Origin of the sequence: Streptococcus parasanguinis (genome assembly GCF_032163505.1) — a bacterium.
Classification (GTDB): domain Bacteria; phylum Bacillota; class Bacilli; order Lactobacillales; family Streptococcaceae; genus Streptococcus; species Streptococcus parasanguinis_V.
Genome location: NZ_CP134147.1, coordinates 243,718 through 256,025 on the forward strand (window position 1 = coordinate 243,718; position 12,308 = coordinate 256,025).

A 12,308-nucleotide genomic window follows, 5' to 3' on the forward strand; every position below is an offset into this window, starting at 1 on the left:
CATGCAGCAGTATTTTGTAAAAGGTTTGGCTAGCTCACCTGTCACTATCGAGGACAAGGAGACCAGCAAGCACATGTTTCAGGTCATGCGCTTGAAAGAGGATGACGAAGTTACACTAGTTTTTGATGATGGGATCAAGCGCTTGGCGCGCGTGGTCAATGTAGAAACCCGTCATTTGGAACTAATCGAGGAATTAGCAGACAATGTGGAACTGCCAGTCCAAGTGACCATCGCATCAGGCTTCCCCAAGGGAGACAAGCTGGAGTTTATCACTCAAAAAGTAACAGAACTGGGTGCTAGTCAGATATGGGCCTTTCCTGCAGACTGGTCAGTCGCCAAATGGGACGGCAAGAAATTGGGCAAAAAGGTCGAGAAGCTAGAAAAAATCGCCCTTGGAGCAGCAGAACAAAGCAAGCGGAATCTTGTTCCAAGCATTACCCTTTTTGAGAAAAAGGCAGACTTTCTAGCCCAACTGGACCAGTTTGACTCTATCGTAGTGGCTTATGAAGAGTCAGCCAAAGAAGGAGAGGCAGCAGCTTTACTTCAGTCGCTGACCGGAATAGAAGCTGGAAGCAAACTGCTCTTTATCTTTGGACCAGAGGGTGGCCTCTCTCCTGCAGAAATTGAAAGTTTTGCAGCCAAAGGAGCAGTCCTTGCAGGACTTGGACCTCGGATTTTACGAGCAGAAACAGCCCCACTCTATGCTCTCAGCGCTGTGAGTGTTGTTACAGAATTAATGAACTAACGAAGTGAAGGAATCGCTTCGTTAGTTTTTTTACAAAAATTTTTACGAATGATGAAAGCAAGATGGATCCCAGAATGATCTTCGAGTAGTAACCGTATATTAAAGTAGCTTCATTGGTTCCCATCTGCTTCTAAAAGTGTTAAAATAGTATCCAAGAAACTGGAGAAAACGAATGCCAAAAGAAGAGAATTTAACTGGGGACCAAGTCGTTGCCCTTACAAAAAAATATTTATCACCTGAGGATGTTGCTTTTGTGCAAAAGGCTTTGGTCTATGCAGTTGATTGCCATAGTGGTCAATTCCGTCAGTCTGGTGAGCCTTATATCATTCACCCGATTCAAGTGGCAGGAATCCTTGCTAAGCTGAAACTGGATGCTGTGACGGTAGCCTGTGGCTTTTTGCATGATGTCGTGGAGGATACGGATGCAACCTTAGATGATTTAGAGCGCGAATTTGGTCATGACGTGCGTGTGATCGTCGATGGGGTGACCAAGCTCGGGAAGGTCAAGTACAAGTCCCACGAAGAGCAGTTGGCTGAAAATCATCGAAAGATGCTCATGGCCATGTCTCAAGATATTCGTGTAATCTTGGTCAAATTAGCTGACCGCTTGCATAATATGCGTACCCTCAAGCATTTGCGCAAAGATAAGCAAGAACGCATTTCGCGTGAGACCATGGAGATCTATGCGCCACTGGCCCACCGTCTCGGGATTTCCAGTGTCAAGTGGGAGCTTGAAGATTTGTCTTTCCGTTATTTGAATGAGACAGAATTCTACAAGATTTCTCATATGATGAAGGAAAAACGTCGCGAGCGAGAAGAGTTGGTGGAAGAAGTCGTCCACAAGATTGAGACCTATGCTGGGGAACGCCATTTGCATGGAAAAATTTATGGCCGACCAAAGCATATCTACTCGATCTACCGCAAGATGCAGGATAAGAAGAAGCGCTTTGATGAAATCTATGACTTGATTGCCATCCGCTGTATCCTGGATACTCCAAGCGATGTCTATGCCATGCTAGGCTACATCCATGAGCTCTGGAAGCCAATGCCAGGGCGTTTTAAGGACTATATTGCCAACCGGAAGGCCAATGGCTACCAGTCCATCCATACGACTGTCTACGGCCCTAAAGGACCGATTGAATTCCAGATCCGAACCAAGGAAATGCACGAAGTCGCTGAGTACGGGGTTGCGGCTCACTGGGCCTATAAAAAAGGCATCAAAGGTCAAGTCAACAGTAAGGAATCTGCTATTGGGATGAACTGGATCAAGGAGATGATGGAGCTCCAAGACCAGTCAGGCGATGCCAAGGAATTCGTAGAAAATGTAAAAGAAGACATCCTGGCAGAAGAGATTTACGTCTTCACTCCAGACGGAACCGTGCGCTCGCTTCCCAAAGATTCCGGACCGATCGATTTTGCCTATGAGATCCACACCAAGGTTGGGGAAAAAGCGATTGGTGCCAAGGTCAATGGCCGGATGGTGCCCCTCAATACCAAACTTCGGACAGGAGATCAGGTGGAGATTATCACCAATGCCAATTCCTTTGGTCCGAGTCGTGACTGGTTGACCCTTGTTAAAACTAGCAAGGCGCGCAACAAGATCCGTCAATTCTTTAAAAATCAAGACAAGGAATTGTCGATTAACCGTGGCCGTGACCTCTTGATGGCCCAATTCCACGAGCATGACTTGGTAGCCAATAAGTTCATGGATAAAAAGCACATGGACAAAGTGCTACAAAAATCAAGCTATAAGACAGAAGAAGCCTTGTTTGCGGCGATTGGTTTTGGAGAGATTGGGGCTATTACCATCTTTAACCGCTTGACGGAGGATGAGCGCCGAGAAGAAGAGCGGGCCAAGGCACGCGCAGAAGCAGAAGAGCTGGTCAAAGGTGGCGAGGTCAAGGTTGAAAATAAAAAAGACACCTTGAAGGTCCGTCATGAAGGTGGCGTGGTTATCCAAGGAGCTTCTGGACTCTTGATTCGGATTGCTAAGTGCTGTAACCCAGTTCCAGGCGATGAAATTGTCGGCTACATCACCAAAGGACGTGGTGTCGCGATTCACCGCCGAGACTGCATGAATCTTCGCGCTCAAGACAACTACGAGCAACGCTTGATTGATGTAGAATGGGAAGATAACAACACGACTAAAGACTACATCGCCCATATCGATATTTATGGACTCAACCGTGCCGGACTTCTTAACGATGTACTCCAAGTCCTCTCCAATACAGCTAAGATGATCTCAACTGTCAATGCCCAACCAACCAAAGACATGAAATTTGCCAATATCCACATTTCCTTTGGGATTCCGAACCTATCGATGTTGACAACGGTTGTGGATAAGATTAAGAGTGTGCCGGAGGTTTACTCTGTTAAGCGTACCAACGGCTAATCGGCTACTCAGTTATCTTTTATAGCTTCGTTAGCTCGCCTTGCTGTCTTGCTCTAAAAGCAACTGAACAGCCGTTGTTTTTCAGCTAGTCTGCCTGCGTCTCGCTGCCTTGTCTGAAGTTGATGTTCTTTGAAGGTTAGTAGTGAATGCCAAATAGATTTATAAAATAGGATAATCAAATGAAATTAGTGATTCAACGGGTTAAGAGTGCCTCAGTTTCCATTGATGGTCAAGTCTACAATGCGATCCAGCAAGGCTTGTTGCTCCTAGTGGGAGTGGGGCCTGAGGATGACCAGAAGGATTTGGATTATGCGGTCCGCAAGGTATCGCAGATGCGGATTTTCTCAGATGAGGAAGATAAGATGAATCTTTCGGTCAAAGATATCCAAGGGGAAATCTTATCGATCTCTCAATTTACCCTCTTTGCGGATACCAAAAAAGGCAACCGTCCTGCTTTTACAGGGGCTGCCAAGCCAGATATGGCCAGTCAGTTATATGATGCCTTTAATGATCAATTAGAAAAAGAAGTCCCTGTCAAACGAGGGATCTTTGGGGCCGATATGGCGATTGAATTGATCAATGATGGTCCAGTGACGATTTTGTTAGATACAAAAAATCCATAAGTAAGAAAACATGCAGTCGGATTAGACTGCATGTTTTTCAATATAGAGTTGTTGGGCGATCACTTGGTTGATAGAAATTTCTTGTCCATGGATGACTAAGTGATAGAGGCCTGTGTAGTCATCATATCGTTGAAACGCGATAGTATCCCCAATCTGGAGATGGATCTGGTCTAAGAATTTTAACAATTCATAGGTGTCATGGACCCTTTGCAGAATATAGAGACCAGGTTGGATCGCTTCGCTGAGACGGTCTTGGTAGGCTTCGACAAGCCTTTCGCCTTTCTTTGGAATTGTCCCACCGTGAGGGCAGGTCTTAGGAGTTCCAAGCATGTGATCCAGCTGGTCAATGAAATGTTCAGAAACGGTATGCTCGAGAACTTCTGCCTCTTCATGGACTTCTTCAGTTGTATAGTCAAGTTTTTCCAGAAGAAATACTTCGATCAAGCGGTGCTTGCGGTAGAGATCAGAGACCAACTGCGATCCTAGATCCGTTAGCAAATACCCACGAGACTTGTCCTTCACCAAGAGACCCTCTGAGATCATGCGCTTAATCATCTCGGTCACAGCGGGTGGAGAGACCTGCATGCGACTCGCGATTTCCTTGTTGCTAATTTTTTCTACTTCTGTGCCAATTTCATAAATGCACTTGAGGTAATCTTCTTTGTTTGGTGTCATGCTTTCCTCTTTTCTTCGCTCACTTCTAGTATATCAAAAATATCCTCAAAAACGCTAGTGGAGTAATGAGAATTGTCTCAAGCTCCAAAAGATGGTAGTATAGTAGCATAGAAAGGACGGCACTATGAACAGACGGGAATTAGTGAGATTAGGCTGGAGAGAGAGTAGTTTAGCCTATCTAGAGAAGCACTTGCAGGGATTGAAAGATCCACAAGCCTACCAAGAACAATACCAGTCTGTCTTTTTCTTTGCCAGTCCTCTGTTTCAAAACATGTGGTTTCAAGAGATCAAAGATCTAACGGAAACGGCTGCCCAAGACTTGCTGAGGGGAGTCATGAAAATTCTTCTTATGCCAAGTGACCTGTCCGGAACTTGTGAAGAAACAGCCTTTCTTCTGAGTAGGATGTCTCCAGATTGTCCGCCAGGTTCCGACTTTTGGAAGGCTTTTTCACACGTCGTGCAAATCGCCTTTGAAAAGGATCCCTTAGCAGATCAGTCGGGAGATCAGCTCTTGAAACGCCAGGTTCACCAGTTACGCTACCTACTTTCAAGTTACCAAGCCCAATGGATTCGGACGCATAAGGCCAGAGCTGGACAGACTGACGAGGAGGCCTTACAAGCTTACATACAAAAGGCTAGAGCGGTCACGGTGGATGCTTATGCGGCTGCCCGCCTTCACAATAAGGTCTCCCTAGGGCCAGATGGTCACCTTCATTATCCATCAGGGGCCTCCCAACAAGTCAATTTCAAGGTCTTGTTAAATTTTCATACGGAGTATATTCTCGATCAAGCCGGGCGTTTTCTCAATGAAGTCGATCCAGTAGAAGTTTCTGAAAATGGCATTGTCAATGGGGCTAGTTTTAACTACGGGCTGGCTAGGGGACGGACCCATAAGGACTTAGATATTGACCCCGTCAAAGCTTGGGACCCAGCCTTTCGGAAGCAGGTCCTTTATCGTCAAGGTGTTCGCTATCTAGCCCCTAAAAATGATCGCAGTGTCGAAGGCTACTGGAGTCGAAAAGGGGTCTTTGCACAAGGAGGCAAGAGCTACAAGCAACAAGTGGCACAGCGCGTGCGGAGTTTCCTCAGAGGCATCCCTCGCTTACGCTGGCGCGTCCTCCTACAGAATGGACTTCATCGGATTTTATAGCAATGGAAAAGAGGTCGCAGACCTCTTTTTTCATTTATCCAAGCGCATTGACGGCTTCGATTGCAGCGTCGTAATTTGGTTCGCTGTTGATATTTTCTAGGTATTCAACGTAAGTAACCTTGTTATCCGCATCTAAGACCAAGACAGCACGCGCAAGTAGGTGCCATTCATTGATCAAGAGGCCGTATGCTTTCCCGAAGGAATGGTCGTAGTAGTCTGAGAGCATGATGGCATTGTCGAGCCCTTCAGCAGCGCACCATTTACCTTGAGCAAAAGGAAGGTCGACAGAGACCGTCAAGACGACAGTGTCTTCCATATCCGATAAGGTTTGATTGAAGTGACGTGTTTGAGTGGAACAGATACCAGTGTCAATAGATGGGATGATGCTGAGGACTTTTTTCTTGCCAGCGAAATCAGCTAAAGATTTCTTCTCAAGAGCTGGAGTGATCAATGAAAAATCATGGGCCATTTCCCCTACTTGAAGTTGAGATCCGGTAAAGGTCACAGGGTTTCCTAAAAATGTTGCCATAAAAAGACTCCTTTTTTGTTTTTATTGTACCGCAATACCGGTGGAGGGACCACTGATTTGTTTAGAAATCTGAATGGTCTACTGACTCAATCCTTCTGCGATCTTGTCTAAGTTCCACTTCATCATGCTGTAGTAGCTATCGCCCTTTTCTCCTCCTTTGGCAATCGAGTCAGTGAAGATCTTTGCATAGATCGGGATATTGGTATCCTTAGACACAGTTTTCATAGGACGCTCATCGACACTGGATTCGACAAAGAGGGCCGGTACTTTGGTTTGCCGGAGCTTTTCTACCAGCGTTTTGATTTGGTCAGGTGTCCCTTCTTCTTCCGTATTGATTTCCCAGATATAGGCAGATGGGACGCCGTAGGCTTTGGAGAAGTACTTGAAGCAGCCTTCACTGGTTACAATCATCTTCTTCTCTTCTGGGATATTGTTGAATTTTTGTTTGGCTTCTTGGTCGAGCTTACTAAGTTTTTCAGTATAGGCTGCTAGATTTTTTTCGTAGAAGTCCTTATTTTTGGGATCTTTTGCGATCAATTGTTTGGCAATGTTTTTAGCGTAGAGGATCCCGTTTTCGAGATTGAGCCAAGCGTGAGGGTCTTCTTTTCCAGCTTGGTTTTGGCCTTCCAAGTAGATGACGTCGACTCCGTCGCTAGCTGCGAAATAGTCTTTGTTTTCAACTTTATTGGCATTTTTGACCAATTTAGTAAACCAAGCATTGCCACCGGTTTCGAGGTTGATCCCGTTGTAGAAGATGAGGTCTGCTTGCGAAGTCTTTTTGACATCTTCTGGAAGCGGTTCGTACTCGTGAGGATCTTTGCCGACAGGAACGATACTGTGCAGATCGATCTTATCCTCAGCAATATTTTTAGTTATATCTGCAAGGATTGAATTGGTGGTGACCACTTTCAATTTACCAGAAGCTCCAGAAGAAGAGCCTTTGCTACAGGCCAACAGACCAAATAAGAGCGCCACAAAGAGGGCGAGGATAGAAGCGGTTTTTTTCATGTGTTTCTCCTTTAATGAGATGAAAGAGCGTGCTTATTCTTTCTCTGCTTAGGAGCGATAAAGAAGCTGATGAGAAAGAAGACAGCAGAAGTGAGGACAATACAAGACCCGACGGCGATGTTTAAGCTATAGCCAATAAAGAGTCCCAGGATGGATGCAAGAGCACCTAATCCGGATGAAAGGAGCATCATGGACCAGAGACTATTGGTATAGAGATAGGCCGTCGCAGCGGGTGTAATGAGCATGGCGACGATGAGAATGGTTCCGACACTCTGCATAGCAGTGACAGAAACCAAGGTCAAGAGCACCATAAGGAGGTAGTGATAGACCTTGACCCGGACGCCCATGGATTGAGCCAGAACAGGATCAAAAGATGTGAGCAGTAAGGGTCGAAAGAGTAGGACAATCACCAGCAAGACCGCAGCACCAACACCGATGGTTATCCACATATCCCGGTCTTGGACGGCCAAGATATTCCCAAAGAGGATGTGGAAAAGGTCGGTGGAACTTTTAGCGACTCCAATCAGGATGACTCCTAAGGCGAGGAAAGAAGAAAAGGTAATCCCAATTGCAGTGTCGCTCTTGATGATGGAGTTGCTCTTGATATAGGTGATAAGGACGGACGCCAGGAGGCCAAAGACAATAGCGCCAATAAAGAAATTGATGCCCAGGATAAAGGAGAGAGCCACACCAGGAAGAACTGCGTGTGAGATAGCGTCTCCCATGAGAGACATGCCTCTTAAAATAATGAAGCATCCAACGGCTCCAGCGACAATCCCGATGGCGATGGCTGTGATCAGGGCATTCTGTAAGAAGTGGAATTGCTGTAATCCATCGATAAATTCTGTAATCATCCGACGCCACCTCCTATAAAGAGTTCATGCCCATAGGCTGCATGCAGATTTTCTTTGGTAAAGGTTTCCTCTGTTTTCCCAAATGCAATCAGTTTACGATGAAGGAGGAGGACCTGGTCGAAATAAGCTGGGACCTTGCTGAGGTCGTGATGGACGATCAGAATGGTCTTGCCTTCTTGTTTCAAGGTCTGGAGGGTCTGCATGATGATGTCTTCGCTGACAGAGTCAATCCCTGCGAAGGGCTCATCCAAAAAAATGACATCCGCTTCTTGGACCAAGCAGCGGGCGATCAGCACCCGTTGGAATTGCCCTCCTGAAAGCTGGCCGATCTGGCGATCCGCTAGATCAAGAAGATTGACAAGTTTCAAGGCATTTTCCACTTTTTGGAGATCTTCTTTGCTTTTTCTCTTGAAGATAGAAAGGTGGGGATAAAGACCCAGTGAGATGCACTCTCTCACCGTGATGGGAAAGTGGAAATCAATAGCGGATTTCTGTTCGACGTAGGCCACCCGTTGAAGAACTTGGCTGAGATCTTTTTGATCGAGCTGGACCTTTCCCGCATGAGGGAGAAGTCCTAGCATGGCCTTGATTAGGGTTGATTTTCCAGCCCCATTGGGGCCAAGAATGCCTAGGATGGTTGGACCCTGGATGGTGAGGGAAAGATCCTCCAAGGCCAGTGTTTGCTGGTAAGCAACACTGAGATGTTCAATTTGAATCATGATTTTGCTCCTTTACCATTAATATACATGAATAAAAAAATTAAGTCAAGTTAATTTTTGAAATAATTATACACGAATAAAAAGTTAAGTCAAGTTAATTTTTAAAATAATTCAACTTAAATCTCTTGAAATCATTGAAAAAAGTTCCTATTTTTGATAAGGTTATTACAAAAGAATGAAAGCGAGAAGATCATGGTACGTTTACAAGATGATTTTTATGATTACGTCAATGGGGCATGGGCTGAGACAGCTGTGATTCCAGATGACAAACCGTCAACCGGTGGTTTTATGGACTTGATCCAAGATATCGAAAACTTGATGTTGGATATTACCGGAAAATGGCAAAGAGGAGAAGAATTGCCTGAAGATAGCATTCTGCAAAACTTTGTCAAATACCACAAAATGGTGGCAGATTTTGATGCACGGGAAGCAGCTGGTGTGGCTCCAGCTATGCCCTTGATCAACGAAATCAAGGCCTTATCTTCCTTTGAAGACTATACCAGCAAGTTGGGCACCTATGAGCTAGCTGGCAAACCAAATCTCTTGCCATTTAGCGTGTCACCAGACTTTATGAATGCCCAAATGAATGTCTTGTGGGGAGAAGCACTCGGTTTGATTTTGCCTGATACAACCTACTATGAAGAAGACAATGAAAAAGGACCAGAGTTATTAGCTGTTTGGCGTCAAATGGTTGAAAAACTCTTGGCAAAATTCGATTTCTCAGAGGAAGAAATCAAAGATATCCTAGATAAGGTCATTGCGGCTGATGCAGAATTGGCCAAATATGTCTTGTCAAACGAAGAAAAATCAGAGTACAACAAACTCTACCATCCTTATGAATGGGCAGATTTCAAGGCCTTGGTTCCAGAATTGCCACTCGATACTTTCTTTACAGAAGTGATCGGACAAACGCCAGATACTATCATCGTGCCAGAAGAGCGTTTCTGGAAGGAATTCGCACCAACATTCTACTCAGCAGCCAACTGGGAAACCCTTCATGCTAAATTGAAACTCGGCGCAGCTCTTTCTTGGACTTCCTTCTTGACCGAAGAAATCCGTGTCCTGTCTGGTGAATATGGACGGACCATCACAGGGACACCAGAAGCACGTCCGAAAGAAAAGGCAGCTTTGGCTTTGGCAGAAGGACCTTATAGCCAAGCGCTTGGGCTCTGGTATGCGGGCGAAAAGTTCTCACCAGAAGCAAAAGCAGATGTAGAGCACAAAGTAGCGACCATGATTGAGGTCTACAAGGATCGTCTTGAAAAAGCAGACTGGCTCGCTCCTGAAACCCGCGAAAAAGCCATTGTCAAACTCAATGTCATCACACCGCATATCGGCTACCCTGAAAAATTACCAGAAACATACGCCAAAAAGATCATCGACGAGAGCAAAAACTTGGTAGAAAATGCCCAAAAATTGGCTCAAATTTCCATTGCCCATACTTGGAGCAAGTGGAACCAACCAGTCGATCGGAGCGAATGGCACATGCCAGCTAATATGGTCAATGCCTACTATGATCCGCAACAAAACCAAATCGTCTTCCCAGCAGCGATTTTACAAGCACCTTTCTATGACCTTCACCAATCATCATCAGCCAACTACGGCGGAATCGGTGCAGTCATTGCCCATGAAATCTCCCACGCCTTTGACACCAATGGAGCATCCTTTGATGAGCACGGTAGCTTGAAAGACTGGTGGAAGCCAGAAGATTACGAAGCCTTTACCGCTCGGACTCAAAAAGTCATCGATCAGTTTGAAGGACAAGACTCTTACGGTGCCAAGATCAACGGGAAATTGACCGTTTCTGAAAACGTAGCAGACCTCGGTGGTATCGCTGCAGCCCTTGAAGCCGCTAAGAAAGAGGAAGATTTCTCAGCAGAAGAATTCTTCACCAACTTTGCTCGCATCTGGCGCATGAAAGCTCGGACAGAGTACATGCAACTCCTCGCAAGTGTCGATGTCCACGCACCAGGAAAACTCCGCACCAATGTCCAATTACCAAACTTTGACGAATTCTTTGAAACCTTTGATGTCAAAGAAGGCGACGGCATGTGGCGCGCACCAGAAGATCGTGTGATCATTTGGTAAATCAAGATACTAAGCCCGTAAAAAAAGCGAGAAGAAAATAGGAGATTGACCATGTGGGCCATGCCCACCAGGCAATCTCTCTTTTTCTCGACGCTTTTAGGGCGAGTTCAATTTCGCGATACTAGTTTTGTTGATCAAAGGAAGTAGTCTCAACTTCAGTTAAGCGATTGATTTTCTTGATTGCTCGTGAAAAAAATAAAAATCCCCAGAGTTAAGTTTCAACCTACTGAAACTAGCTTTGGGGATTTTTGATAATAAGATACATCAAATAAAAATGAAACGCTTCCAATGACTGCGTGAACAGATAAATTTAATTGATTGGAGCCTTGTATAATTCTTTGAATTTCATAGAAATAAATGCTACTATGGGTGTGAACTAAATAAATTTTAAAGGAGCAGACTATGAGAAATTTTGCAAGTCCGTCACGTTACATTCAAGGGGAAAATGCCTTGTTTGAAAATGCGCAATCTATTTCAGAATTAGGGACTCACCCTGTTTTACTATGTGATTCAGTGGTTTATGATATCGTAGGGAAACGTTTTGAAGAATACCTTGGTCAAAATGGGCTTACGGTTTTGCCAGTCTTCTTTAATGGAGAAGCTTCTGACAACGAAATCAATCGTGTGGTTAGTCTGGCAGAAGAAAATGGCTGTGATTTGGTCATTGGACTTGGTGGAGGAAAGACCATCGATAGTGCAAAAGCTATTGCTGATCTTCTAAAATCACCAGTTGTGATTGCTCCGACCATCGCCTCTACAGATGCTCCCGTTTCCGCCTTGTCGGTTATCTATACGGATGAGGGTGCCTTTGAGCGCTATATCTTCTATTCTAAGAACCCAGAATTGGTCTTGGTGGATAGCAAAGTCATCTCTCAAGCACCAAAACGTTTGCTCGCTTCTGGAATCGCAGATGGATTAGCGACTTGGGTCGAAGCGCGTGCGGTAATGCAAGCCAATGGAAAAACCATGTTGGGTCAACGACAAACCTTAGCGGGTGTCGCCATTGCACAACGTTGTGAAGAAACCTTATTTGCTGATGGACTCCAAGCCATGGCTGCTTGTGAAGCCAAAGTCGTAACCCCTGCTCTTGAAAACATCATTGAAGCCAATACCCTTCTTAGTGGTATTGGGTTTGAAAGTGGTGGGTTAGCAGCTGCCCATGCCATCCATAATGGCTTTACAGCCCTTACTGGGGACATCCACCATTTGACTCACGGTGAAAAAGTAGCCTACGGAACGTTAGTTCAATTGTTCTTAGAAAACCGTCCGAAGGAAGAATTGAATAAATACATTCGTTTCTATCAACAAATCGGTATGCCAACCACTCTGAAAGAAATGCATCTTGAAACTGCAAGTTATGAAGATCTTCTCAAGGTTGGCCAACAGGCCACCATCGAAGGAGAAACCATCCATCAAATGCCATTTGAAGTGAAGGCTTCTGATATTGCCCAAGCCATCGTAGCAGTAGATGCCTACGTTCAAGGTTTAGACTAAATCAATATCTGTCATTCACAGATAATGTAGA

The 12,308-nt window shown here is 45.1% G+C and carries 11 protein-coding genes; 6 read left to right on the forward strand and 5 right to left on the reverse strand.

The features are described from left to right. The first annotated feature begins 1 nt into the window (after position 1). The 3 genes from RIN70_RS01415 to dtd all read left to right on the forward strand — a co-directional run bounded on the left by RIN70_RS01415 (position 2) and on the right by dtd (position 3,760). Positions 2–745, forward strand: coding sequence for a 16S rRNA (uracil(1498)-N(3))-methyltransferase (locus RIN70_RS01415; protein ID WP_313790621.1), 744 nt, complete (start codon positions 2–4; stop codon positions 743–745). Positions 746–917: 172 nt separating this feature from the next. Then, entirely contained in the window at positions 918–3,137 is a 2,220-nt protein-coding gene (locus RIN70_RS01420; protein ID WP_013904522.1) for a RelA/SpoT family protein, read from the forward strand. Between the two features lie 179 nt (positions 3,138–3,316). Next, positions 3,317–3,760: a D-aminoacyl-tRNA deacylase gene (dtd, locus tag RIN70_RS01425; protein WP_049486459.1), complete on the forward strand. Its 444-nt coding sequence runs from the start codon at positions 3,317–3,319 to the stop codon at positions 3,758–3,760. A 21-nt stretch (positions 3,761–3,781) separates the two neighbouring features. On the opposite strand, the gene RIN70_RS01430 is transcribed toward dtd, so the two are convergent. Further along, positions 3,782–4,435: a metal-dependent transcriptional regulator gene (locus tag RIN70_RS01430; RefSeq protein ID WP_070594749.1), complete on the reverse strand. Its 654-nt coding sequence runs from the start codon at positions 4,433–4,435 to the stop codon at positions 3,782–3,784. Positions 4,436–4,559: 124 nt separating this feature from the next. On the opposite strand from RIN70_RS01430, the gene RIN70_RS01435 reads away from it, so the two are divergent. After that, the gene (locus RIN70_RS01435) at positions 4,560–5,585 is read left to right on the forward strand and encodes a DUF3114 domain-containing protein (RefSeq protein ID WP_049491047.1); all 1,026 of its coding nucleotides are present in this window, start codon (positions 4,560–4,562) and stop codon (positions 5,583–5,585) included. Between the two features lie 34 nt (positions 5,586–5,619). Here RIN70_RS01435 and tpx read toward each other — a convergent pair whose 3' ends face one another. From tpx to RIN70_RS01455, 4 genes are all read right to left on the reverse strand, one after another. Further along, positions 5,620–6,114, reverse strand: a complete 495-nt coding sequence (gene tpx / locus RIN70_RS01440; RefSeq protein ID WP_049491046.1) for a thiol peroxidase — start codon at positions 6,112–6,114, stop codon at positions 5,620–5,622. Positions 6,115–6,192: 78 nt separating this feature from the next. Beyond that, entirely contained in the window at positions 6,193–7,122 is a 930-nt protein-coding gene (gene fimA / locus RIN70_RS01445) for a metal ABC transporter substrate-binding lipoprotein/fibrin-binding adhesin FimA (RefSeq protein WP_070594750.1), read from the reverse strand. Between the two features lie 11 nt (positions 7,123–7,133). After that, on the reverse strand, positions 7,134–7,976 hold the full coding sequence (locus RIN70_RS01450; protein WP_003004302.1) for a metal ABC transporter permease: 843 nt from the start codon (positions 7,974–7,976) through the stop codon (positions 7,134–7,136). Further along, on the reverse strand, positions 7,973–8,695 hold the full coding sequence (locus RIN70_RS01455) for a metal ABC transporter ATP-binding protein (RefSeq protein WP_023919584.1): 723 nt from the start codon (positions 8,693–8,695) through the stop codon (positions 7,973–7,975). Before RIN70_RS01455 ends, RIN70_RS01450 begins: the two co-directional genes overlap by 4 nt. A 192-nt stretch (positions 8,696–8,887) precedes the next feature. Between RIN70_RS01455 and RIN70_RS01460 the strand changes: the two genes are divergently transcribed. Together RIN70_RS01460 and RIN70_RS01465 are read left to right on the forward strand one after the other, a co-directional pair. Next, complete coding sequence (locus tag RIN70_RS01460; protein WP_049482786.1) at positions 8,888–10,783, forward strand: M13 family metallopeptidase; 1,896 nt, start codon at positions 8,888–8,890, stop codon at positions 10,781–10,783. A 402-nt stretch (positions 10,784–11,185) separates the two neighbouring features. After that, complete coding sequence (locus tag RIN70_RS01465) at positions 11,186–12,277, forward strand: glycerol dehydrogenase (protein WP_070594751.1); 1,092 nt, start codon at positions 11,186–11,188, stop codon at positions 12,275–12,277. The last annotated feature ends 31 nt before the right edge of the window (positions 12,278–12,308 follow it).